The 22,955-nt window shown below is 60.2% G+C and carries 21 protein-coding genes; 12 read left to right on the top strand and 9 right to left on the bottom strand.

All coding sequences use genetic code 11. The annotated features are described in order from the left end of the window. Positions 1 to 86: 86 nt before the first annotated feature. Positions 87 to 1,910, bottom strand: coding sequence for a pilus assembly protein TadG-related protein (locus tag J4E08_RS14685; protein ID WP_349539141.1), 1,824 nt, complete (start codon positions 1,908 to 1,910; stop codon positions 87 to 89). A 641-nt stretch (positions 1,911 to 2,551) separates the two neighbouring features. On the opposite strand from J4E08_RS14685, the gene J4E08_RS14680 reads away from it, so the two are divergent. The 7 genes from J4E08_RS14680 (at position 2,552) to J4E08_RS14650 (ending at position 10,840) form a co-directional block, all read left to right on the top strand. After that, positions 2,552 to 4,432 carry a pilus assembly protein TadG-related protein gene (locus J4E08_RS14680; protein WP_349539140.1) on the top strand — a complete coding sequence of 627 codons (1,881 nt, stop codon included), beginning with the start codon at positions 2,552 to 2,554 and terminating at the stop codon, positions 4,430 to 4,432. Then, positions 4,429 to 4,968, top strand: coding sequence for a TadE/TadG family type IV pilus assembly protein (locus tag J4E08_RS14675; protein WP_349539139.1), 540 nt, complete (start codon positions 4,429 to 4,431; stop codon positions 4,966 to 4,968). The genes J4E08_RS14680 and J4E08_RS14675 overlap by 4 nt, the downstream gene beginning before the upstream one ends. Before the next feature lie 5 nt (positions 4,969 to 4,973). After that, positions 4,974 to 5,591, top strand: coding sequence for a TadE/TadG family type IV pilus assembly protein (locus J4E08_RS14670; RefSeq protein WP_349539138.1), 618 nt, complete (start codon positions 4,974 to 4,976; stop codon positions 5,589 to 5,591). A 241-nt stretch (positions 5,592 to 5,832) separates the two neighbouring features. Further along, on the top strand, positions 5,833 to 6,117 hold the full coding sequence (locus tag J4E08_RS14665; protein ID WP_349539137.1) for a hypothetical protein: 285 nt from the start codon (positions 5,833 to 5,835) through the stop codon (positions 6,115 to 6,117). 100 nt (positions 6,118 to 6,217) lie between these two features. Next, positions 6,218 to 8,437 carry a DNA primase gene (dnaG, locus tag J4E08_RS14660; RefSeq protein WP_349539136.1) on the top strand — a complete coding sequence of 740 codons (2,220 nt, stop codon included), beginning with the start codon at positions 6,218 to 6,220 and terminating at the stop codon, positions 8,435 to 8,437. A 121-nt stretch (positions 8,438 to 8,558) separates the two neighbouring features. Then, entirely contained in the window at positions 8,559 to 10,559 is a 2,001-nt protein-coding gene (gene rpoD / locus J4E08_RS14655) for an RNA polymerase sigma factor RpoD (protein ID WP_183966176.1), read from the top strand. Continuing rightward, positions 10,559 to 10,840, top strand: coding sequence for an HlyU family transcriptional regulator (locus J4E08_RS14650; protein ID WP_349539135.1), 282 nt, complete (start codon positions 10,559 to 10,561; stop codon positions 10,838 to 10,840). The genes rpoD and J4E08_RS14650 overlap by 1 nt, the downstream gene beginning before the upstream one ends. Positions 10,841 to 10,915: 75 nt before the next feature. Here J4E08_RS14650 and J4E08_RS14645 read toward each other — a convergent pair whose 3' ends face one another. The 4 genes from J4E08_RS14645 to J4E08_RS14630 form a co-directional block, all read right to left on the bottom strand. After that, the gene (locus tag J4E08_RS14645) at positions 10,916 to 11,587 is read right to left on the bottom strand and encodes an SDR family oxidoreductase (protein WP_349539134.1); all 672 of its coding nucleotides are present in this window, start codon (positions 11,585 to 11,587) and stop codon (positions 10,916 to 10,918) included. Positions 11,588 to 11,609: 22 nt separating this feature from the next. Then, positions 11,610 to 12,368 (bottom strand): meso-2,3-butanediol dehydrogenase, encoded by a 759-nt coding sequence (budC, locus tag J4E08_RS14640; protein ID WP_349539133.1) that lies wholly within the window; start codon positions 12,366 to 12,368, stop codon positions 11,610 to 11,612. Between the two features lie 172 nt (positions 12,369 to 12,540). Further along, positions 12,541 to 13,542 carry a DUF6976 family protein gene (locus tag J4E08_RS14635; protein WP_349539132.1) on the bottom strand — a complete coding sequence of 334 codons (1,002 nt, stop codon included), beginning with the start codon at positions 13,540 to 13,542 and terminating at the stop codon, positions 12,541 to 12,543. Positions 13,543 to 13,582: 40 nt separating this feature from the next. Continuing rightward, entirely contained in the window at positions 13,583 to 13,786 is a 204-nt protein-coding gene (locus tag J4E08_RS14630; RefSeq protein WP_349539131.1) for a hypothetical protein, read from the bottom strand. 195 nt (positions 13,787 to 13,981) lie between these two features. Here J4E08_RS14630 and J4E08_RS14625 point away from each other — a divergent pair, with 195 nt between their 5' ends. The 4 genes from J4E08_RS14625 to ribD all read left to right on the top strand — a co-directional run bounded on the left by J4E08_RS14625 (position 13,982) and on the right by ribD (position 16,424). Further along, the gene (locus tag J4E08_RS14625; protein ID WP_183966188.1) at positions 13,982 to 14,233 is read left to right on the top strand and encodes a hypothetical protein; all 252 of its coding nucleotides are present in this window, start codon (positions 13,982 to 13,984) and stop codon (positions 14,231 to 14,233) included. Between the two features lie 68 nt (positions 14,234 to 14,301). After that, positions 14,302 to 14,715, top strand: coding sequence for a secondary thiamine-phosphate synthase enzyme YjbQ (locus J4E08_RS14620; protein WP_349539130.1), 414 nt, complete (start codon positions 14,302 to 14,304; stop codon positions 14,713 to 14,715). A gap of 141 nt (positions 14,716 to 14,856) precedes the next feature. Next, on the top strand, positions 14,857 to 15,327 hold the full coding sequence (gene nrdR / locus J4E08_RS14615) for a transcriptional regulator NrdR (protein ID WP_183966192.1): 471 nt from the start codon (positions 14,857 to 14,859) through the stop codon (positions 15,325 to 15,327). Further along, positions 15,324 to 16,424 (top strand): bifunctional diaminohydroxyphosphoribosylaminopyrimidine deaminase/5-amino-6-(5-phosphoribosylamino)uracil reductase RibD, encoded by a 1,101-nt coding sequence (ribD, locus tag J4E08_RS14610; RefSeq protein ID WP_349539128.1) that lies wholly within the window; start codon positions 15,324 to 15,326, stop codon positions 16,422 to 16,424. Before nrdR ends, ribD begins: the two co-directional genes overlap by 4 nt. A gap of 113 nt (positions 16,425 to 16,537) precedes the next feature. Here ribD and J4E08_RS14605 read toward each other — a convergent pair whose 3' ends face one another. The 3 genes from J4E08_RS14605 to J4E08_RS14595 all read right to left on the bottom strand — a co-directional run bounded on the left by J4E08_RS14605 (position 16,538) and on the right by J4E08_RS14595 (position 21,111). Next, positions 16,538 to 18,571: a capsule polysaccharide biogenesis protein gene (locus tag J4E08_RS14605; RefSeq protein ID WP_349539127.1), complete on the bottom strand. Its 2,034-nt coding sequence runs from the start codon at positions 18,569 to 18,571 to the stop codon at positions 16,538 to 16,540. A 5-nt stretch (positions 18,572 to 18,576) separates the two neighbouring features. After that, positions 18,577 to 19,674 (bottom strand): polysaccharide biosynthesis/export family protein, encoded by a 1,098-nt coding sequence (locus tag J4E08_RS14600; protein WP_183966445.1) that lies wholly within the window; start codon positions 19,672 to 19,674, stop codon positions 18,577 to 18,579. A 144-nt stretch (positions 19,675 to 19,818) separates the two neighbouring features. Next, the gene (locus J4E08_RS14595; protein ID WP_183966194.1) at positions 19,819 to 21,111 is read right to left on the bottom strand and encodes a capsule polysaccharide biogenesis protein; all 1,293 of its coding nucleotides are present in this window, start codon (positions 21,109 to 21,111) and stop codon (positions 19,819 to 19,821) included. A gap of 169 nt (positions 21,112 to 21,280) precedes the next feature. On the opposite strand from J4E08_RS14595, the gene J4E08_RS14590 reads away from it, so the two are divergent. Continuing rightward, positions 21,281 to 21,868 carry a riboflavin synthase gene (locus tag J4E08_RS14590; RefSeq protein ID WP_349539126.1) on the top strand — a complete coding sequence of 196 codons (588 nt, stop codon included), beginning with the start codon at positions 21,281 to 21,283 and terminating at the stop codon, positions 21,866 to 21,868. On the opposite strand, the gene J4E08_RS14585 is transcribed toward J4E08_RS14590, so the two are convergent. Then, positions 21,865 to 22,929, bottom strand: a complete 1,065-nt coding sequence (locus tag J4E08_RS14585) for a YeeE/YedE family protein (RefSeq protein ID WP_349539125.1) — start codon at positions 22,927 to 22,929, stop codon at positions 21,865 to 21,867. The two genes, J4E08_RS14590 and J4E08_RS14585, sit on opposite strands and share 4 nt — an antisense overlap. Positions 22,930 to 22,955: the final 26 nt, after the last annotated feature.

Below are 22,955 nucleotides of genomic sequence, written 5' to 3'. Positions count from 1 at the left end.
GTCAGGGGTTACGGTCACGGAATGCAAACAGGGTGTGCCTGCGGGTCGTCTCGGGGCCCTCATCAAACAGATACGGGGCCCGAGGATCATTCGGTCAGGCGCAGCTCGACCAGCATGTCGGAGATGGAGCCGAAGGTTTCCAAAAGCTCATCGCCCTCAACATCGTAGAAATGCGCGGTGGAAGAGGCGCAGTCATTCATTGCCGACAGTCCGGCTCTCGGGGCTTCGACACCAATGGCATAGACGACAATGCCGGCGTCTTTGGCTGCGTCGCAAATGCGGTGCAGACGGTTATCGGCGGCCGAACCGTCGACACGGACCTCCCAGGTATAATAGGCGTTATGGTACTGCTGGTAGGAGGCCTGCCCGTCTTGATACGCCTGCCAATACCACGTGTTGGCATATTCAGTGGTCTTGATTGTGCCGAACAACTCTTGCCAGTTCAGGCGCACCGGCGCGTAATTGGAGCAATCACCGTCGGAGCCGGTCAACCCATCGACATCCAAATCGGCGTAGTCGGTCGACAATATTCCTTCGACCAGAGTGCTCTGGGCCGAATTTGCGCCTGCGCCCTTGTAGCTGGAACAATGCGCCGTATTGGCTGTGTCCTGGCCGATCGTTGCAACGTCGCCCACCATGGTCGCTGCGCCGCGAACGACCCAGCTATACGGTCCATTCTGATAGGCGTTCCACCGGCCCGCCCGGTGCGGCCAGTAGAAGACATCGTTTCTGTCACCCGGCCTGTCTATGACGCGGATTGACCAGCGGTCATCGCCTGTCCCCGGTGTGCCATGATCGTCTACCCATACATCGGACATGGCGGCGGGGTTTTTCATCCAGTTCGGAAGGTCGTATTGCTGCGTGTTCTGGCCGTCGGTCATGACAACGACGAATTTCTGCGCGGCGGCCTCATAAGGGGCAGGGCGGTAGCGTGCTGTTTCCGGGGCGAGGCCGCGGTTGGCAAGTTCCTCCACAACAGGCTGCGCCGAAGGGTCAAGCAGCGCCGTTCCCCATTTCATGCCAAGGTCGATGGCCGTGTTGCCCTGTGCCTCCAGGCTGTCGATGAAGTCCTTCAGCGCGTCGGGGTCTGCACTGTGGGCGATGATGTTGCCGGTGGTTCCGGTCGAACACCATGGCGTGTCGACGGTCATCCTGCCGTTTGAGATCGGATCAAAATGCGCGATTTGTTCAAGGGGCTGATCGGGATCCAGGGACACGCTGTTGAAATCATTGCTGTCAAAGGCCGCACAGGTGGACATCGTGTGGTCCAGGTCAAGCGTGTAGAGCTGAGACAGCTCCGGCCCCAGATTCACTGTTGCGTTGTAGGGCACGATGGACACGGTCACGCGGCTGTTGTCGCCACCAGAGCCAAGCACGGTATCAACGAACTCCTTTGCGGCGTCCTTCAGCTGGGCGATCTTGTCGCCGCGCATGGAGCCGGAGATGTCCAGAACAAGGCTGATCTCTGTGGGGGCAATGGCATTCTCGGCGGTTGCCCTGCCGTAGACATCCAATTCGGATACGCCAATGAGACTGAGGAAATCCGAGCTGATACTGGCATGACCGTCGGCCGTGACCCTTTTCGCGCCAAGGCCATTGTCCACCGCAACGCCGGAGAGTTCGTCTTCCATGTTCATCGCGCGGAAAAAGTCCTGCACCACAGATTCCGGATCAAGGGTGTTGTTCAGGTTGGCCGCCGACAGAACCGCGCGGTCCAGTGTCTGCTGCACTTTGTTGCGCTTGAGTTCCGCATGCATCATGTCGATGCCGACGCCGCCGAAGATCATCATGATCAAGGACCCCACGAGCGCCACATAGGACATGGCGCCATCCTGCGCTGTCCAGAAACGGCCCAGAAAGCCGCCGGTGGCGGAGCAGTCGTTTGTCGTTTTCCGGGTCAAAAGGGTCATCATAAAAGCACCTTGTCAAACGCGACGTCAGTCAGGCCTGCGACTCAACCTACGCCATTCGGGATGCCCGTTTTTTGCCCTGTTAACGTGGCTAAACTTGGGCAGTTTGACATGCCTTTTCATAGAATTTTAAGCAGTTTAGCGCACAAAACCGCTATAGACTGCGGCTTTGTTTCCAGGCTCTGGACAGATGCGCTGTGCCGCGCTGATCGAGTCCCGAAAGACAAAGCACCATGGATCCGATTTCGGTTCAACCCTGCCTCCCTCCCGCTGCTGACTTTATGATGTGGACACTCAGGCGTCCCGCGCATCTCCTACGAAAGCATCGAGAAAATTGAGCCGTCGGGCAGGGCAATGCCCCTGTGGTCGGGCTGGGCGCGGGGCAGGGGGGAGTGCGCGACGAGCCTCCCGCCGGAAAGCCGCAGTTCGGGGGCAGTGTTTCGCGTGTCGTCTCGCCCCAAACGGCGGCTCAAGCCCAGACGGATATTTTGGCTTCTCTTAAAATCCTATGGGAAGTCCGCTTCGCTGCCGCATTCGCATCCGGATCGTTGACCGAATCTTACCCGAAAAACGTCTGAGACTGCGGCAGAGAGCGTCTGCCGTCCCAAAACGACCGATGATGGCACGACGAGGAGACACCCATGCGACAGACCGGCACCCGCAGCCCGCTTTCCCGGACAGTCGCCCGCTTCGTGCACGAAGAGGACGGCAATTTGACCGTTTTCTCGATCTTCATTCTGATGTGCGTGATGCTGATGTGCGGCGCAGCCGTAGACCTCGCGCAACAAGAAAGCGAACGTGTGCGGCTGCAAACCACGCTGGACCGTGCGGTGATCGCGGCGGCGGACCTTGATCAGCGCCAGCAGCCGGTGGATGTGGTCGCTGACTATGTGGCCAAAGCGGGTTTGGGCAACTATCTGACCTCCGTCACGTCCACGCCCTTCTTCAACGAACGTACGGTCGGCGCCGACGCCGGCATGACGATGGACACGCTGTTCCTGAGGCTGGCCGGAATAGACACGCTCGATGTGCGCGCCGTTTCGATGGCAGAGGAGCGCATCGCCAATGTCGAGATCAGCCTCGTGCTGGACATCTCCGGCTCCATGCGCTGGAACAACCGGATCGAAAACTCCCGCGAAGGGGCGGCCAATTTCATCAGGAAAGTGCTGACCGAGGAAAGCGAGGGCATTACCACGCTGAACGTGGTGCCCTTTGCGGGCCACGTGAACCCCGGCACCGATATCTTTGCCTATCTGCGCGGCGAGCGCCCCAAGCTGAAGGGCAACAACGGGTGGGGCAACGGCGATCAGGACGCGCCGGGTGGGTCGCTGTGCAACAACAATGCCGAAAACGCCGAGGAGGGGGCGGAGGCAGATGAATGCTCCGACGGCACGGCCACGGCCCAGACCGGTCATTTCGCGGAATGGACGCAAGCGATTTCCAACGTGGTGCTGTACTTCGACACCGACGGCGATCAGGTCTTTGATCGCGCGCACAAGATCGAAGGTTTCCCTGAGAACGCTCCGCGCGACATGGACGACCTTTATAAAGGTGCGGTCGCATGGGTCGCTGCGCGCGACAACCGGATTGACGCGTGGGATTTCCTGGGTGTGTCGATCAAGGGCGGCCGGGAAAAATCGCGCTATTTTCAGGTGAAGGGCAACCTGAACGGTCCGGGCAGCGACCTTGGCCCCACCAAGAACAATGGCAAGCTTCCCGGCAAAACTTACAGATACAGTGACATCGACTTTGCCGGTTGGGAGAGCCTCTATCCCGAGGCATTGGAAGCGGCTGACGACGTCAACGTGAATATGCCCGGCTCCTGTGTAGAGATCTACGACAGCGAATTCTCCAATTCAGCGCTGCCGACATCCAGCGACTATGTTCCGCACTTCCAGTTCTGGCCGCGCGAGGCGGAAACGATGGATTGGGGCTGGTGCCCGGGGGAGGACACGGCGATCCAATATTACTCGTCGAATGCCACTCAGCTGGTCGATTTTATCAACAACATGCGCCTGCACGACGGCACTGGTCTGCAATACGGCCTGAAATATGCGCTGGCCTTGCTGGATCCGGCCACCCGGGCGGCCGTCTCGTACCTGATTGACGAAGGTATGGTGGACAGCCAGTACATCGGCCGGCCCATCGCATGGGGCGATCAGGAGACCGAGAAGTTCATCGTGGTGATGACCGATGGCATCGTGACGGAACAATTTCGCCCTGCTGATCCGGACAGTCCGCTGAATGGCGAGCTTGAGCTGCAATCGCAAGGGCGGCACAGCTATGTGGAGGCCTCTTCCCAAGGCAATAACCTCGACAACATGCACACCCAATGCGCGCTCGCGAAAAGCCAAGGTGTCACCGTTTTCATGGTTGCCTACGAGACGACGGATGCCGCCGCAGCGGAACTGAGCCAATGCGCCTCATCGGACAGCCACTTCTTCCACGTTCAAGGCAGTGATGTGATTGAAACATTCGACATCATCGCGCGTCAGATCAACAATTTGAGGCTGATCCAATGATGTCTCGTATACAGGGCTTTGCCACTCGTTTCTGCAACGACGAAGAGGGAGCGTCTGCCAGCATCGAGTTCATTTTCTACTTCCTTGCGTTCTTCGTGATCTTGATGACGGCCTTTGAAATTTCCGCAATCAATATTCGCCATGCGATGCTGGAACGCGCCGTGGATATGTCTGTACGCGATATCCGTCTGTCGACTGGTGATGTTCCCAGCTACAGCGACCTGCGCAGGCAAATCTGCGAAGACGCAGGTGTGATCGAAAGCTGCTCGGACAACCTTCGCCTGGAAATGGTGCAGGTTGATCCGCGCGACTTCTGGACGATTTCAGATATTCCCGATTGCAAGAACGCAGAACAGCCGCCGCGCCCGCTGCGCAACTTCGTCGAGGGTCAGGACAATGCACTGATGCTGGTGCGGGCCTGCCTGAAGTATAAGCCGATTTTTCCGACCACTGCAGTTGGCGCGGGGCTGGATCAGGATGCGCAGGGATATGCCAAGCTGATCGTCAATTCTGCATTCGTCCAGGAGCCGAGGTAATCAAAATGACTGCGACGTATTTCACGCGATTTCAACGGCTCAAGCGACGACTATTTGTCCGCGCGTTTCTGCGCGACACGGAAGGCTCGATGACGATCGAGATGATGCTATGGCTCCCGCTGATTTTGACGGTCATTGCGGGCACATTTTCGCTGCACGATGCCTTTCGCTACAAGACGTTGAACACGAAGGCCGCATTCACGATTTCTGACGCGATCTCGCGGGAAACGACTGCGATCGACGGCCCTTACCTGGATGGCATGGTTGATCTGATGGCCTTCTTGACCCGATCGGAAGGGCCGTACAGCCTGCGGGTCACGCTGGTGCGCTTTGACGCCGGCGAAGACACAACCGATGGCACGACACCCGCGGCCACCGGCGAGTATCTGGTGGAGTGGTCTCAAACCCGCGGAGAGTTCGGGGAGCTTCAGACCATGGATCTGGCGGACATGACCGACCAACTGCCGGTCCTGCTGGACAATGAACACGTCATCGTGGTCGAGACGGAAACCGATTATACGCCCCCCTTTGCGGTTCCCGCACTGAACGAGGCGCGCATGTTTTACACCTTCGGTTTCACGCGCCCCCGTTTTGCGCCCAAGATCACATGGGCCGAAGGGTAGTGGGCGAGGCAATCTCCGCCGTGAGCGCGGTCAGTCGTCTTCACGAATGCGTCAATCCGCACAGGCTGATCCCGGAGTGGACATGAGGTGACGCTGCGGCACCCCGTGGAATTTCGATATGACTTCAACCATTTGCTCAATGCTGGCCCGCGATCTGCAATAAGCCGCCGATCCCGTTCCAGCCGTTGCCGGGCAGGGGGCTGTGCACTAAAACCAGTCCAGACCCCAACGTCGGAGACGAATGATGCGCAATGCCGTGCTTGCCCTGATCCTTGCTGGCCTGCCTGCTGTGGCCGTAGCCCAAGATGACGCGCTTGAGACCTGTGCCCAGACCGAGGCGTGGTTCAACCTTGCCGTGGACAGCCGCAAGATGGGGGAACCCAAGCGCACTGTGCGGACCACGATGCGCGACGAGATGGACCGTGCCGCGGCCGATCAACTGGTGGAGTTCGTCTATGCGTTGCCCGAAGGCCAGCTGACACATGCTGTAGGTGCCATGGCGCGTCAGCAGTGCGAAGGGCTTTGACGCAACACCGCACGTTTCCAAATCTCAACGATAAAGAAGCGCGGTGCAATGTGCCGCGCCCCCTTGAGAATCGCCTCGGACACGGAGGATACTGCGCGCTATGAGTCTCGCCCCCGGTTTCCTGGACGAATTGCGCAATCGCCTCACCCTCTCCGATGTGGTGGGCAAGAAAGTCATGTGGGACAAGCGCAAGTCCCAGCCGGGCAAAGGCGATCTGTGGGCGCCGTGCCCCTTTCACCATGAGAAAACCGCCTCGTTCCACGTGGATGACCGCAAGGGATTCTACTACTGCTTTGGCTGCCATGAAAAAGGGGACGCGCTGAGCTTTGTGCAAAAGCTCGACAATGTGGGCTTCATGGAGGCGGTGGAGATCCTAGCCGGGGAGGCCGGGATGGAAATGCCCGCCAAGGACCCGAAGGCGCAGGAAAAGATCGACCGCCGCACGCAGCTGACCAAGGTGATGGATGAGGCCGTGCGCTTCTTTCGGTTGCAGCTGAAAACCAACGCGGGCCGCGAAGCGCGTGCCTACCTGGCGAAACGCGGGCTGGACGACGCCGCGCTGGACCGTTTCGAGATCGGCTTCGCGCCTCAGGGCTGGGACAACATTCGCAACGCGCTGACCGGTAAAGGCGTGCCGCTGGATCATTTGCTGGCCTGCGGTCTGTCCCGGACGTCGGACAAGGGGCGCGAACCCTACGACGTCTTCCGCAACCGCATCATGTTTCCGATCCGTGACGGACGGGGCCGCGCCATTGCTTTCGGTGGTCGGGCGATGGACCCCAATGACAACGCGAAATATCTGAACTCACCGGAAACGGAACTGTTCGACAAATCGCGCAATCTCTATAACTTGCGCCCCGCGCGTGAGGCGACCGGCAAGGGCAAACCGCTGATCGTGGCCGAAGGGTACATGGACGTGATCGCCCTGTCCGAGGCTGGGTTCCATGCTTCTGTCGCACCGCTCGGCACCGCCGTGACGGAGAGCCAGCTCAATCTGATGTGGCGCGTCTCCGAAGAGCCGATCATCGCGCTCGACGGGGACAAGGCCGGCTTGCGGGCCGCCTATCGCGTCATCGACCTGGCGTTGCCATTGCTGGAAGCCGGGAAATCGCTGCGCTTCGCCATCATGCCGGAGGGCAAGGACCCCGACGATCTTCTGCGGGCCGAGGGGCCGAAAGCTGTGCAAAAGGTCCTGGACGATGCCATGCCCATGGTCGATCTGCTCTGGCGGCAGGAGACAGAGGACAAGACCTTCGACAGCCCGGAACGCCGGGCCGCATTGGACAAATCCTTGCGCGAACGTGTGAAGCTGGTGCGGGATCGCAGTCTTCGCCACCATTACGCGCTCGCCGTGCGTGACAGGCTGGACACGCTTTACGGGCGCACGTCTGGCGGTACTTCCAGCTTTGACATGACATTTTCCAACACGGGCTACGGCGCGGGGCCGGATCCGCAATTTGATGATCCCGGCCCAAGCTATGCGCCAGCCTTTGATCCCGGATACGATGCGCCGCCCCCCTCTGCACCAGATTACGATCATGGATATGAGCCCGGCGGCTTCAACAGCTACGCACCGGTGCCGGAACCGGCACCGCAACAACGCCCTGTCGGCCAGTCGGGCAATCAAAATGGCGGGTCAGGCGGATTTACAGGCAGTTTCAAGGGCAAGGGCCGACGTTACAAAGGTCCACGACGTCCGTGGGATCCGCCCGAACCACCCAGCCCGACGGCGAAGGCATCGCTTTTGGCGTCCGGTGGAGAGGCGCCCGAAGTGCGCCTGCGCGCAGAGGTCATCCTCGCCACGCTCTTCTGTCATCCCGAATTGACCGAGGATTTCGACAGTCAGATCGAGGACATGACCTTCACAGACGCCAATTTGACCGCTCTGAGGGACATTTTGCTGGCCTGTCGTGACCGTCCCGCCGACGTCAAAGACGAGGCCGCGCGCAGAATCGGCTCGGCACGCCTTGAATCCCTGATGGCCTCGCGCCATATCGCAGTCGTCCCTTGTATCCGCTCGCCCGGCGCGCTCGACATTGCCCGCACCACGGTGTCCGAAGAACTGGCGAAGCTCGAAGCTATGCGGGGTTGGCATGCGGAGCTAAAGGAGGCCGAGGAGGATCTTCAGGAGGAGGCCGACGAAGCGATGACATGGCGACTGGGCCAGGCGGCCCGCGCGCGTTCCGATATCGGTCGACGCACAGACGAAAGCGAAATGGACTTTGCGGTCGGCAAGAACGGCGCGCTGATCGACAAGGACGAGCGAAGTGCTTTTGATTCGCTGCTTTCGACGATTCGATTCGACAAAGGGCGTAAATAATCCTCACCTCGGTGAGAAAAAGGTAAACATATAAGGCTAGACGGGTGTCCGAATCGCCGAATCACGATAAGTAGTCGGATTAACGAATCACCCAGTCCGTCGCCCCGATCAGGAGAGCCGCATGGCAGCCAAGGACAACGAAGACACTAAGTCCCAGGACCAAGACGAAGAGATCAGCCTCGACATGTCGCAGACTGCGGTCAAGAAAATGATCGCCGAAGCGCGCGAGCGTGGGTACATTACCTATGATCAACTCAACCAGGTTCTTCCGCCGGACCAAGTGTCCTCTGACCAGATCGAGGACGTCATGTCGATGCTCTCCGAGATGGGCATCCAGATAACCGAGGACGACGAAGAAGGCGAAGACGAAGACGCCAAGGGCTCCACTCAGCTGGTGGAACAAAAGCGGGGCGGTGACGTCACGCTTGGCTCCGGGACCTCCGAAAAGCTGGACCGCACCGACGATCCCGTCCGCATGTACTTGCGCGAGATGGGCTCTGTCGAACTGCTGTCGCGCGAAGGCGAAATCGCCATCGCCAAGCGGATTGAGGCGGGCCGCAATACGATGATCCTCGGGCTTTGTGAAAGCCCGCTGACCTTCCAGGCGATCACCATCTGGCGCGAGGAACTTCTGTCCGAAGACATCCTGTTGCGCGACGTGATCGACCTTGAAACCACGTTTGGCGACCAGGTGGGCGAGGACGGCGAACTCGGTGCGCCTGTCGTCGATCCCAATGCAGCTGTCGGGGCAGAGGCGCCTCAGTCGCAAAAATCCGACGAGCCGGAATACGATGCCGATGGCAACCCCATCTCGAAAGACGACGACGACGAGGACGATGACGAGCAGGCGAACATGTCGCTTGCCGCCATGGAAGCCGCTCTGAAGCCCAGCGTTCTGGAAACCCTCGACCGCATCGCGCAAGACTACGAAGCCTTGGCGGAGATGCAGGACAGCCGGATTTCGGCGACGCTGAACGAAGATGGCTCCTTCGATTCGACCGACGAGCAGATGTATCAAAAGCTACGGTCTGAAATCGTTGAGTTGGTTAATGGCCTGCACCTGCACAACAACCGCATCGAAGCGCTGATCGACCAGCTGTACGGCATCAACAAGCGCATCATGTCGATCGACTCCGCCATGGTGAAGCTGGCCGACCAGGCGCGCATCAACCGTCGTGAATTTGTCGAAGAATACCGCAATCACGAGCTGGATCCGAACTGGCTGGAACGCATGGGCGAAAAGTCCGGGCGCGGCTGGCAGATGTTCATCGAACGCTCCACCGACAAGGTCGAAGAGCTGCGCTCTGACATGGCGCAGGTCGGTCAGTACGTCGGTCTGGATATCTCTGAATTCCGCCGCATCGTGCAGCAGGTTCAAAAGGGTGAGAAAGAAGCTCGTCAGGCGAAGAAGGAAATGGTCGAGGCGAACCTGCGTCTCGTGATCTCCATCGCGAAGAAATACACCAACCGTGGCTTGCAGTTTCTTGACCTCATTCAGGAAGGCAACATTGGCCTGATGAAGGCCGTGGATAAATTCGAATACCGCCGCGGTTACAAATTCTCGACCTACGCGACATGGTGGATTCGTCAGGCCATCACGCGCTCGATTGCGGATCAGGCGCGCACGATCCGTATCCCTGTCCACATGATCGAGACGATCAACAAGCTGGTCCGCACCGGTCGCCAGATGTTGCACGAGATCGGGCGCGAGCCGACGCCGGAAGAGCTGGCCGAAAAGCTGCAGATGCCGCTGGAGAAAGTTCGCAAGGTGATGAAAATCGCCAAGGAGCCTATCTCGCTCGAAACGCCGATTGGCGACGAGGAAGATTCGCAGCTTGGCGACTTCATCGAGGACAAGAACGCGGTTCTGCCGTTGGATTCCGCCATTCAGGAAAACCTGAAGGAAACCACGACCCGCGTGTTGTCGTCCCTGACGCCGCGCGAGGAACGCGTTCTGCGCATGCGCTTTGGCATCGGCATGAACACTGACCATACGCTCGAAGAAGTGGGGCAGCAGTTCTCGGTCACACGGGAACGCATCCGTCAGATCGAGGCGAAGGCGCTGCGCAAGCTCAAGCATCCCAGCCGTTCGCGCAAACTGCGTTCGTTCCTGGATCAGTAATGTCGTTCTGGAAGAAACTCTTCGGGACCGGCGGTGCGGCTGAAAAGCCCGCCGCCGAACCCATCGAATACAAGGGCTTTCGCATCACGCCACAGCCCATGTCCGAGGATGGCGGATACCGCATCTGTGCCTTGATAGAAGGCGAGGTCGACGGCGAGACGAAGACCCACCAATTGATCAGGGCCGATGTCATTCGCGACGCCGAAGAATGCGCGGCCGCATCTGTCGCCAAGGCTAAGCAGATGATTGATCAAGTTGGGGCCGGGGTATTTCGCGCCTGAACCTGAGCGCCACCGCCACGGATCCAGACCGATTTCGAACCGGAGCAAGCGTTAGCCTTGCTCCGGTTTTTTTGATCAGCCCGTGGGCATGACGAACATTTCCTGAACGCAAGCATGCGCAGGTTGCTCCAGCGCGTAGACGGCCGCACGCGCGATATCCTGCGGCTTCAGCTTGTCCGGCTTCGCTTCGTCAAAGAACGGCGTATCCACCATGCCAGGTGCAATCACCGTGCAACGGCCGCCCCATTCGCGCATTTCCTGCGCAAGATTGCCGCCGTAGCCATGCACGAACCATTTTGAGGCACCGTAAACCGACCCTTTGATATGTGTGCGTCCAGCGGCAGACCCGGTGAGCAGCATGTGGCCGGTGTTGGCCTTAAGCTGCGGCATGGCGGCTTTCACCGTCCAGAGAAGGCCCAGCACGTTGAGCTGTACCAGCGTTTCCCATTCGTCGGGGTCGCCTTGTTCCGTACCCGCGGCGGAAAGCCCCATGCCTGCATTTGCAAAGGCCGCGTCCAGCTTGCCATAGCGCTCCACCAAGGTGCCAATCGCCGCGCGCTGCTCGTTGAGGGAGGTCGCATCACCGGGCAGGGCAAGCGCCTGATCCCCCAGTTCCTCGACCAGCGCGCCGAGTTTATCCTCGGATCGGGCGAAAAGTCCGGCGTTCCACCCGGATTTGACTGCCGCGCGCGCCGTGGCCGCGCCAATGCCCGAGGACGCCCCTGTAATGAAAAGTGTCTTGCTCATAAACTATTCCTTCCTGCTTAGGTTACGCTTGGTTCGGCTGCCCGTTGGAGGCAGACAATCCGCCATCCACCGGCAGGTTCACACCATTGACGAAGCGTGCGTCGTCGGAGGCGAGGAAGGCAATCACATCTGCGATATCCTCGGGCTCTGCAGCGCGGCCAAGCGGTATTCGGTCAGTGAATTTCTTCATCAGATCATCGTTGTCGAACATGCCGTCCGTCAGCTCCGACCGCGTCAGCGACGGGTTCACTGCATTCACCCGGACGCCAGAGGTCGCGGCATCCAAGGCCAGCGCTCGCGTCATGTTTGTCACGCCGCCTTTCGCTGCGTTGTAGGCGAACATGCCCCAGTCACCGCCGGTGCCTGACACCGACGAGGTGTTGACCACATTGCCCTTGCTCGCCTTCAGCGCAGGCCACGCGGCCTTTGTCATATGAAAGACGCCTGTCAGATCGGTGTTGATCACAGTGTCCCAACCGTCCTCGTCCACCTCATCAATGGTGCCCGTGGTTACGACGCCTGCATTGTTCACCAGCACGTCCACACTGCCAAAGGCGCTCTGGGCCTCGTCGATGACCTGCTTGGCATCTTCCTTGTTGCCGACGTCGGCGGCTACCACCTTTGCGTTGGAAATGTCTGAAGCCACGCGTTTCAGTTTGTCCTCGGAACGCGAAACCAGAACAACATTGGCACCTTCGCGGCCAAAACGTTTGGCGGTCGCGGCGCCAATGCCGGAGGATGCGCCGGTGACAATGACGGTCTTGTTTTCAAAGCGGGACATAAGGTTCTCCTTCGCCTTCAATTTGCTGAAGGAACAACGCGAAGCAGGGGCAGCCGTTCCGGAGCATGCTGCAACCTGGCTATGCGCCTGAAACAACCGGACCCGCCGCATCATCACGCCAAGGCGGGCGGAAGGCACGGGCCCGCTACGTCCCCTACGGCTTAGAGGCTCATCAAGCAGCGTTTGACTGTTTCACGGCCACGTCCCGCAAGCGCACCATGGTTTGGTTCAGCAGAATATAAGCGATTTCGCCAAACGTGGCCGGGCCAGTGAAGGTGCCGGTGGTTTTGCCTTCCAGCTCACCGTAAATGTAGTTCAGTATGCAGTTGCAGCTCATCTCATTTGCGCCATCCCCGTTTGCCCGTGAGGCAAAGATCTTCGCGTAATCTCCGGGGTTGCGTGCTATGCGGTATTCGACGCCTTCGACGACTGGCGCAAAGAAAGAGCATTTTCCGGCGCTGGCATCGACGTTCTGAAAAGACACGTTGATCATCGCGCCCGCATAGTTCGCCACAAGGGGGCGATGCGTATTGATGTTGTTGTCCAAAACCCATTTGGCGAGATTGACCTCTTCGCCATTGATGATCGCCGTTGTGGCAGAAAAGCCGTCAGCCCCGAACAGAATGGTTGGGCTCTCGCGGTCCTGCTCGAACAGGTTCAGTATGTCGATCTCCGCCACGCGGCCAGCAGGCATCTCCACATGCAGCAGAACCGCTCCGTCCTCGTGGACATGGCCGGTCGCGCCGTCAAACACCTTCGGAGCGACCTTGCCTATGTCCTCCAGCGCCACGCCGGAAATCCAGCCGATCAACGGCTGAGCAAAGATGTCGGGATATCCCGCCCCATCAAGTGCAAAGCGCTGGTGAGCGTCGGAGAAGGCGGGGATCAGGATCATCGTTGCGCCATTCCCGAACTGCTGATCGGCCAGGGACGACAGGTCTTCGGTGGGCACGAAACGCGTCCTGGAGGCACTGCCCTCGGCGACCTCGGTGACAAAAACCATCTCGTGATCCTGCCGACCGCCCGTCTCGGTGACAAAATAGACCGCTGTGCCACCGATCCACTGGCCTCTCGGCAGGCGGGCAAGGGTCTTTTCATCGCCGGCGATCACGAGGGTCGCGCCCTGTTCAATACGTGCTGCCGCGTCCGCCACCGTCATCATCGCATTTTTCATCTTTGGGCTCCTTGCTGAAATGTAGCTGAAAGCGGCAGGCTCAGAGCGCCCGCAGGTCCTGCTGTGCGAATGGATATTTGGCAATGAAGGTCTTCAATTCAGAGAGCGCAGTGGCGAGGTCGGCGGGCTGGCTGGCCACGTCCACACGCAGTCGGCTGACAAGGATTTTTGTCGCCAGCGAGGCCTGGCTCAGATCAGAACCGCTGGTAAGCACATTCTGAAGGGTCGTATCGTCAATCGACAAAGCATCAGCTCCTTACATGACGGAAATTCGGTGCGTGCGGGATCGCGGCCTCTGACAGGATGCTGGCTCTCATAGCGCGCAAATGTTTCCTGATCCTTTGGATCGTCGACGCAATTTTCCCAATAGGGAACAAGGTCCTTTGCGGTTCGGGAACCTTTTGTCCGTCAGATGGTTAAGCCCCTGAAGGAGATAGACATGACCAAGCTTTCCGCACTCGCAATTCTCATGGCCGCAACAGCCACAGCTGCATTTGCCGCGACGGACATGATGGCGCCTTCACAGCCCGAAGTCATCGAGATCGAGGTCGCGCCGCACGAGTTGGCACAGTGCCGTGAAACCTTGGCTCAAGTCGCCTCCATGCCGGTGGTCTCCGACGAAGGATATGCTCTTCCCGTTTCCGCGTCCGAGGGGCTCCCGACCGTGGCATGCGTCTCCCGCGACGCTTGATGCTTTAAGACACGCTGCTGCGCGCGATATGTTAAGTCGTTCTCACAAACGTCTCGAAAGGCAATCGCGTGCAGACTTCATTCACGATCATGACCAACGGTCCGGGATTGTACGATTTCACCCGCGAGGTGAACCTGTGGCTTTCGGAAACCACCCAAGACGGGCTGCTCACGCTTTTCATTCAGCACACTTCCGCATCTCTTCTGATCCAAGAGAACTGTGACCCGGAAGTTCAGACTGACATTTCTGAATTTCTGCATCGTCTCGTCCCGCCGACGACCGATCCTTCAATGCACTACCTCACACATGTTTACGAAGGCCCTGATGACATGCCGGGTCATATCAAGGCGGCTTTACTGCCTGTGTCTTTGTCTGTGCCGGTAAAAGCGGGCGCAATGATGCTTGGTCGTTGGCAGGGCATCTATGTCGTGGAACACCGCTCCGCCCCGCATAGCCGTCAGGTTGTGGCGCATTTGTCTTAGACGCCTCGCGCCGCGCTGTATGCTCCATCTAGAGGATGAAATATTTCCCTACCCAAAACCTAGGCGATGGCCTACAGTGGCTGTGGATAAGGGGGAGCAACCCCCAATCGAGGCGGGAATTATAAGACGAGGGGACAGGCAATGCGCTGCCCGTTTTGCGGAAATATTGACACACAGGTAAAAGACTCGCGCCCAGCGGAGGATCATGTTTCGATCCGGCGCCGTCGGTTTTGTCCGGCATGTGGCGGGAGGTTCACAACCTACGAACGCGTGCAACTGCGTGATCTTGTGGTGATAAAGACCAACGGCCGTCGCGAGGATTTTGATCGCGACAAGCTTGAGCGCTCCATCCGGACTGCTTTGCAAAAACGCCCCATAGATCCCGAACGCATCGATCAAATGATCTCCGGCATTGTCCGGCGGCTCGAAAGTATGGGCGAAACCGACATTCCGTCCAAACAGATCGGCGAAATCGTGATGGAGACGTTGGCCCGGATCGATACCGTTGCCTACGTGCGGTTTGCGAGCGTTTACAAGAACTTCCAGGCCGCCGATGACTTTGACAAGTTCGTTTCCGAACTGAGCCCCGATAACATGCAGCCGCCCAAGTGACAGACCACGCACGCTGGATGACCCAGGCCTTGGCCTTGGGCCGTCGTGGCATGGGGCAGACTTGGCCCAACCCGGCGGTTGGCTGCATCGTCGTCGACGACGGTCGGGTGGTCGGGCGGGGCTGGACCCAGCCCGGCGGTCGTCCCCATGCCGAAGCGCAAGCCTTGGCAATGGCTGGCGATGCCGCGCGCGGTGCCACGGCCTATGTGACATTGGAACCTTGCGCACACCATGGCAAGACGCCGCCGTGCAGCGATGCCTTGATCAACGCCCGTGTGGCGCGTGTGGTTGCGCCCTTGGCAGACAGCGATCCCAGAGTTTCCGGCAAAGGCTTTGATCGGCTTAGGGAAAATGGTGTCGAAGTCATCACCGGGATCCTGGCCTCCGAGGCGATGCAAGATCACGCAGGCTTCTTTCTTCGGGTGGAGCAGGGGCGGCCTTTTCTGACGTTGAAGCTCGCCATGACGCTGGATGGACGCATTGCGACCGCCACGGGCGAAAGCCAATGGATCACCGGCGCCTCTGCGCGCCATGCAGTCCACGCCCTTCGCGCCACCCATGACGCGGTCTTGGTCGGGGGCGGTACGGCCCGCTCAGATAATCCAAGATTGACTGTACGCGGCCTGTCTGTGGCCAAACAGCCCGTGCGCGTCGTTGCCAGTCGTCATCTGGATCTGCCATTGCTGAGCGACCTCGCACGCACAGCGACGGAGGTGCCGCTGTGGCTGTGCCATGGGACAGACGCCCGCTCTGATCTGGTGACCGCGTGGAAGCAGATCGGCGCGACTTTGTTGCCGACCCCGCTGTCCGGCGGCCGTCTGGACGCTGCCGCGATCCTCTCGGCTTTGGGACAACAGGGGCTGACACGTGTGTTCTGCGAAGGGGGTGGTCAACTGGCCGCCTCGTTGCTGGCGCAAGACCTCGTGGACGAGCTGCATGTCTTCACTGCTGGCATGGCGGTCGGGGCAGAGGGGCATCCCGGCATAGGGGCGCTTGGCGTGGATCGACTGGCAGAAGCGCCGCGTTTCGAGCTTGTGGATGTCTGTGCACGCGGCGGAGACATTCAGCATATCTGGCGCCGGCCGTCCTCAGCATAAACCAAGTGTTCTCAGGGCCGGGGCTGTTGGCAGCGCTGCTTGACTGTCTTCCTGTGCATAACTGAGGAAGTTAAGTATTATCAATAAGATGGCTTGATCTGTTTCTGCACGGTCTAGCGTCGCCACATATGCGCATAACTCGCCAACGCACCCTGCGCTTTCGAAAGGCTCCGATTGGCCAGCGACTGCCGGATATTTCGACCGTTGGACAAGCGCAGAACCACGGTTTCCACGGGGCAGGGGGCCTTGGTGACCGGGTCGAAGTACCTTGGATAATCCACCAGCGCCGCGTGCATCAAGGCCTCGATCGTCGGACGCGGACCAGCAAGACGGCGCTCCGGCACAGGCCCAAGATCCGTGGTCAGCCCCCATCCGGCATAGAATGGTACGCCCAGCGTTGTCACGCGACAGCCACGCATCAGCGCCTCAAACCCCGTGCCAGAGGTCAGCGTCCAGACCTCATCCACAGCGTTCAATACCGCCGCCATGTCGACGTCGCGCAGGGTTGTGTCGGCCCAACGTTCTGGGTCCGTCACCACCCCCTTGCGCAGGCCAGCCTCCACATCCGGATGCGGCTTCCAGATCAGGACCGCATCTGGATTTGCCTCGCGTGCCAGTCGCAGCAGCTCTGCATTCGACCGTAAATCAGGGGAGCCACGCAGGATCGAGGCATCATCTTCCACCTGTCCGGGCACGAGGATGCGGCGACCTTCAGGCAATTCCGGCAATGGTCCGGAAAGGTTGTATTTGGTCAAGCCAGCGTCCAGTAGCGACCTCTTTAGCCTGTGGATACGTTCGAATTGGTCAGGTCTGAGTCCCGCAGCACGTCGCTGAATCCACTGTTCCAGCGTCGATGGGGCTCCGGGATCGAAGTGAATCCCCACTTCATCCAGCGCCAGCGACAGGGGAGGCACCAATTCCGCCCCCAAGCCGCGTGACCGCAGAAAGCCGTCCTCCATCCGAACGCCGTCAGCGATGCCTTTGCTGGCCCAAGACAGCAGGCGCCGCCCGTCCCTGGCCGCGACCTCCCTGGCTTTTTCCACATCATCTTCGAACCGCAAGCGCCTGTGCTGCCCAAGAAAATCCTGCAAGGTGCGTCTTTTCCACAACCGCGCGCCTGTCACGACCCAGCCGTTTCGATCCTCCCGCCACGCGCGCGCTTGCGCATCCAATGTGCCAAGAACGGTTTCCACGTCACACAGGCAGTCGCTGTAGGGGTCATACCACGTCGGAAACAAGACGAGCGCCCCGGCCACCAATTGCGCACGTGTCAAAACACGGTTGCGGCGAGGAAAGGTTTCCTCATCCTCGGTCAGGCCCCAGCCTGCATAGAACGGCCTGCCAAAGACACGCGGTTTATGCCCGGCGAGGATCGCCTCGAACCCCATCTGAGAAGAGAGCGTATAGACCCGTGTCGCCCCTTCGAGCAGCGTCCAGGGGGATGCGCTGCCGTCATACAATCTCACCGGGCCAACAGCGTCGGCTTCGGTGAAATGCCCTTCGCGCAGACCAGCGGTGGTTTCAGGGTGCGTTTTTATCAGGATGTTTGCGCCGGGGTTTTCCTCCCGCGCGACAAACAGCATCTCCAGAAATCGCGACCGATCTCCGTCTGAGGCGCGAACCGATGCGTCGCCGCGCGTCTGGTCGACCACCAGGACATAGCCGGGGGGCGGCGCGTCTGCGTCAGGCAGGGTGGCGCTGTATTTGGACAGGTGACCCTCTCGCATCCGGGCGATGACCCCACGGGCGCGGTCAAGGATCGCGCTGTCGTCCAGCGGGTCGGTCGCCAGCAGATGCTCCAGATCTGACGGGTGACGTCCGTCGAAATGCACACCCGTATGGTCAATCATCAAGCCGAGCGGAGGATCACCGCTGCGACCGGGATGAAGCGACCGCAAAAAGGCATCCTCGATCCGAACCACGCGTGCCCCTCGTTGCGCCGCAATGCGTTCTCCGCGGTGGGCGTAGGGCGATTGCCCCCACACGCCGACCAGATCCTCCGGCGCAGGCACGCCAAGCGACAGCCGATAGCCGGCCAGCCCCAAAATGCGCCGCAGTCGCTTTTGCGCCAGGAAGCCGCCGCTGTAGACGTACAAACGCCGGGAGGTTTCCCCCCCGGCGCGCTCATGTCCCTCGTCGTGTTTCAACGAGATTATTCCGACGCTCTCAGCGTGTCCGCGATGGAGGTCACGGTGGCAATAGAGCCCAGCGAGCCGGTCAGCGAGGCGATGGTCTTGTCCCACTGCACGTAAGGCGCCTCGGTCACATAAAGCGTGTCCTGATCGCGGATGACGAAATCCCGCGCCATGAACATACCGTTGGGTTTCGTCAGGTCCAAAACGTAGACCATGCGCTGTGCGCCGATCAGGTCGTTGCGGCCCAGAACCGAGTTGGCGATTTCCGCCGGTTCATTGCGGAACACAAACACGCCCGTCGGGTCAGCTGTGGCTGACAGCAGGCCGCCCACGGTGGCGATGGCCTCCACGGCAGAAATGCTCTGCGCTTCGAACGGCACGCGCGCCTGCGCGCCTGTGGCGCCCAATGCGGTAAATGCGCGGGTATCTTCCTCGACCAGAATGCGGTCGCCTGCGCGCAGGGCGATGTCGAACTCCGGGTTTTTGTACAGATCCTGGAACCAGACGGTCTCTGTCTGATTGCCGCGAATGATCTTGATCTGCGCAATCTCCGGCTCGATCGTCACGCCACCGGCGCGTGCGATCATGGCCGACAGGGTGCGGGTGGGGCGTTCGATGGCGAACACGCCCTGACCGCCAACGGCGCCCACCAAGCTCACGGTCGACCCATCCCCTGCGAGACGGCGCACCTGCACCTGGGGGTCTGGCGTCTGGTCTTCGAGCTTTTCGGTGATGATCTGGCGCACGCGTTCCGGGGTGTTGCCCGCTGCGCGAATACGTCCGGCGTAGGGAACAAAGATAAAGCCGGCACCGTCCACCTGCACCTCTTCGAGGGTGGTGGAATTGCTGGCCTCCGGGGCCAGAAGCCCGTCGTCCACGTTTTCCCAGATGGTCAGGCCCAGCGTATCACCGGGCTGAATAGTGTCTGAACCGACAATGGCGGCATTCAGGAAGGCTTCGGAAAAGCCCAAAGCCGGGACGACAGCGGTGGACCGGGTGACGCGATCATTGACGGCAACGACAAAAGCGTCGCCTTCACGTTGCACGGATCCGGCATAGATTTCGCGTTTGTTCGGGCCAACGCGCGGCAGGCCGCAGGATGCCACAAGAGACATCGCGACCAAAACGGCGACGCTCCGCACGAGGCGGGTTGGTGTTTTTTTCACTGCTCGGTCTCCTCGACCTGTGTTCTGCCTCAGTCTTTTTCTTGCAGGCTATCCACAGATGTCAGAAAAATCCAGCACTCGTGCGAATCAGCGTCAGTGCACCACGCGCAACTGTTGCCGAGGAGCCGCGGTTCCGGAGGCGAAGCTGTCGTACGGGTCCTCCGGCGCCAGCATCAGATCCACAACCTGTCGTAGCAATTGCCGCCGACCACGGGCGGAGTAGAAGCCACCGGGTAGTTGCGAGGTTTCCAGCAGGTAACGACGGTAGTCCTTGTAGGCTTTGTTGTCGGGGCGGAAGGGCGTGCCGAAGAAATCCGCCAGCGGCTGGGTCGATACGAATTCCGGCTTGGCATAGACGGCGTCGCCGAAAACCTTGAGTGGAATTCCGCGCCACAGCACCTGTTGGGCGGCGGTGGAGTTCACCGTGACCGCCGTGCGCGCGTCGTTCAACAGCTGCGCCAGCTTGCCGCCACGCACGTAGTGCACCCGGTCGGATACACCGTGGCGGCGCGCGGCCTGTCGGATGGCGTGACGAATGCCGGCGCGGTCATCCTCCAGCGGATGGGCCTTGAACACGAGGTGATGATGGCCGGGTGCACCGTCGCGGAACCCGGCGATCACCTGCTCGACGAAATCTGGCATCGTGTCGAAGGGGCTGTGCTTTTGAAAACTGGAATCATGTTCAAGCTGCATCAGGCACAGATGATACGGGAAGCCCCCCATGCGGATGCGCGTGGTGGCGATCACCCGGTCGATCCAGCTGATCGGCATCAGGGTCAAGCGTTTGAGGTACAACATGAATTCCTGCACCACAGACAGCGAGCGATGCGGTTGGAAATTGCGATACTGCCCGTTCCGAAACATTACGAACCAATGGTACAGCGCGCCGTAAAAGATGTGATGACGCATGTCGCCCCAATGCGCCGGGGGCAACGGGGCCTCCATATCCGACAGGGCCAGCGCCTTTTGCATATCGGTGACCGACATTTCCATCAGCTTTGAATTGCCGTTTGATCCGTCGCGCTCGTAGGTCACCCAATAGGGACGCATGTAGCCTTCTTCGAAGACATGCACGGTCAGTCCGCGGCGGCGTGCTTCTTCGATGGCTTCTGCGTGGATGCGGCGCACATCGCCGTAGAGCACAAGATCCGTGACGCGTTTTTCATGTACGAGATCAATAAACCATCCGCGCCAGGCGTCCTGTGTGCCGCGATAGGGCAGGTAGCTCGACGGCTTGAACCAGAATGCCCGGTCGCCCGCATTGAACCCCACGCGCCAGACCTCCGCCCCCGTCCGGCGCAGCATGGTGCCAAGCCGGTGAAAAAACGGGCCGTGCGGTCCCTGAAGGAACAGAAACACCCGTTGATCGCCGGTAGATCGCGTCATGTCTGGTCTCGTCAGTGGGTTGCTCACAGTGAAATCAAGTCCGTGTCTATGGCAATGGTCGCCGGGGTCGTCTTGCCCATTTCGACGCAGTGTGTGAATGCTTTGTTGACAAACTAGCAATAGATGGCGGCGAAAATAAGGCCCGCCGCCAGACCGGTCAGGAGTGCGCATGTTCACGGGAATCATCACAGATATAGGTGAGGTCAAGTCCTTGGAAAACCGGGGGGATCTGCATGCACGGATCGGCACCTCCTATGATACATCAGGCATCGACATGGGGGCATCCATCGCCTGCAACGGCGTCTGCCTCACCGTGGTCGACCTTGGCCCCGATTGGTTCGATGTTGTCATCAGTGCGGAGACCCTGTCCAAAAGCAACCTGCAAAGCTGGGCGCAGGCGACGCGGGTGAACCTGGAACGCGCGTTGAAGGTCGGCGATGAGCTGGGCGGGCATATCGTCTCGGGCCATGTGGATGGCGTGGCGACGGTCGTTTCCATGGTGGACGAGGGCGAAAGCACGCGCGTCACCTTTGAGGTGCCCGAGGATCTGGCCAAATACATCGCGCCCAAGGGGTCGGTTGCGCTGAACGGCACCTCGCTGACGGTGAACGAGGTGAACGGATGCCGGTTCGGCGTCAACTTCATTCCGCACACCAAGGAGGTCACCGTCTGGGGTGACACAACCGAAGGCGACCGCATCAATCTCGAAATCGATACGCTGGCGCGCTACGTCGCCCGGCTGCGTGAATTCGACTAGACCCTGCTTCGCAGGCTGAACCCCACGATAAGCTGGCGCAGGCCCAAAGCCGCGCCGGCAAAGATCGCCGCAAAGGTCACGGGTCCGGACAGCGCCAGCAGGGAAAACGCCGACAACCCCTGACCAATGGAGCACCCCAGCGCGATCACCGCGCCGGTGCCCATCAGCGCCGCGCCAAAGATCTGGCGGCGCAGCTCGCGCGGGTCTTCGCAGGCTTCCCAGCGGAAATGCCCCTTTATCAGCGATCCGACAAAGGCTCCCGTCCAGACGCCCGTCACCGAGCCCACGGCAAAGGACAGGGGCCGCGCGGAGCCGGTCATCCACCAAAGGATCGTGTCGCCCAGCGGCGCGGCAAAGCTGTGTGACACAACCGGCAGCGCCTCGAATCCGGTTTGCGCCACCCAGGACGTTCCCGCCCAGGCAAGCACCACGGACATTCCCACCGCCGCTGCCCAGGCCACATGCGACGGCTTCTGCCAGACCGCGCGCGAGGCGGCGGATCCGAACAGAATCAACGCACCCACAGACATGCCGATCCACGTCACCGGTATGCCAGAGATCGCGGCTAACTGGTGCGCGATGCCAGGGGCGACATCTGTGGTGACAAGGCGCTGCGGGAACAGGTAATCGCGCAGCGGAGCAAGGGGGCCGGACAGCACCACGAACGTCGCCACGCCCATGACCAGAACGATGACAAAACTGCGCAAATCGCCGCCACCCAGCCGCGCGATCGCGCCGTAGCCGCAGTTTCCCGACAGCGCCATGCCATAGCCGAACATCAGCCCACCCACGATAGAGGCCATCGGAAGCCAGCGAATCGATAGATAATAGGTCTGCGTCGCCACAAGCGCGCCGCTGGCCATCAGGGCGAAGCTGCCAATCACCGCAAGGCCGATGGCAATCCCCCACATGCGCAGCCGCACCGCCGATCCGCCGTACAGCGCATCTTCAATCGCGCCGAGCGTGCAGAACCGTCCCAGCCGCGCCGCAAGCCCAAGAAGCAGACCGCTCCCAAGGCCGATCAGCGCCATCAGGTTGTGTTCTCCGAGTGTGTCCAGCAAGACAAAGCCCTCCTCCAGACCAGCCG

The organism is Sagittula sp. NFXS13 (assembly GCF_040148795.1).
In the GTDB taxonomy this organism is placed as follows: domain Bacteria; phylum Pseudomonadota; class Alphaproteobacteria; order Rhodobacterales; family Rhodobacteraceae; genus Sagittula; species Sagittula marina.
The sequence above is the reverse complement of the archived record's forward strand: the minus strand, read 5'-3'. Positions and strand labels throughout refer to the sequence as shown.

Excerpts from the sequence above, each read along its gene's own strand:
- J4E08_RS14685 (WP_349539141.1), bottom strand. The coding sequence starts at position 1,910 with ATGACCCTTTTGACCCGGAAAACGACAAACGACTGCTCCGCCACCGGC.
- J4E08_RS14680 (WP_349539140.1), top strand. The coding sequence starts at position 2,552 with ATGCGACAGACCGGCACCCGCAGCCCGCTTTCCCGGACAGTCGCCCGC.
- J4E08_RS14675 (WP_349539139.1), top strand. The coding sequence starts at position 4,429 with ATGATGTCTCGTATACAGGGCTTTGCCACTCGTTTCTGCAACGACGAA.
- J4E08_RS14670 (WP_349539138.1), top strand. The coding sequence starts at position 4,974 with ATGACTGCGACGTATTTCACGCGATTTCAACGGCTCAAGCGACGACTA.
- J4E08_RS14665 (WP_349539137.1), top strand. The coding sequence starts at position 5,833 with ATGATGCGCAATGCCGTGCTTGCCCTGATCCTTGCTGGCCTGCCTGCT.
- dnaG (WP_349539136.1), top strand. The coding sequence starts at position 6,218 with ATGAGTCTCGCCCCCGGTTTCCTGGACGAATTGCGCAATCGCCTCACC.
- rpoD (WP_183966176.1), top strand. The coding sequence starts at position 8,559 with ATGGCAGCCAAGGACAACGAAGACACTAAGTCCCAGGACCAAGACGAA.
- J4E08_RS14650 (WP_349539135.1), top strand. The coding sequence starts at position 10,559 with ATGTCGTTCTGGAAGAAACTCTTCGGGACCGGCGGTGCGGCTGAAAAG.
- J4E08_RS14645 (WP_349539134.1), bottom strand. The coding sequence starts at position 11,587 with ATGAGCAAGACACTTTTCATTACAGGGGCGTCCTCGGGCATTGGCGCG.
- budC (WP_349539133.1), bottom strand. The coding sequence starts at position 12,368 with ATGTCCCGCTTTGAAAACAAGACCGTCATTGTCACCGGCGCATCCTCC.
- J4E08_RS14635 (WP_349539132.1), bottom strand. The coding sequence starts at position 13,542 with ATGAAAAATGCGATGATGACGGTGGCGGACGCGGCAGCACGTATTGAA.
- J4E08_RS14625 (WP_183966188.1), top strand. The coding sequence starts at position 13,982 with ATGACCAAGCTTTCCGCACTCGCAATTCTCATGGCCGCAACAGCCACA.
- nrdR (WP_183966192.1), top strand. The coding sequence starts at position 14,857 with ATGCGCTGCCCGTTTTGCGGAAATATTGACACACAGGTAAAAGACTCG.
- J4E08_RS14600 (WP_183966445.1), bottom strand. The coding sequence starts at position 19,674 with ATGTCTCTTGTGGCATCCTGCGGCCTGCCGCGCGTTGGCCCGAACAAA.
- J4E08_RS14595 (WP_183966194.1), bottom strand. The coding sequence starts at position 21,111 with ATGACGCGATCTACCGGCGATCAACGGGTGTTTCTGTTCCTTCAGGGA.
- J4E08_RS14590 (WP_349539126.1), top strand. The coding sequence starts at position 21,281 with ATGTTCACGGGAATCATCACAGATATAGGTGAGGTCAAGTCCTTGGAA.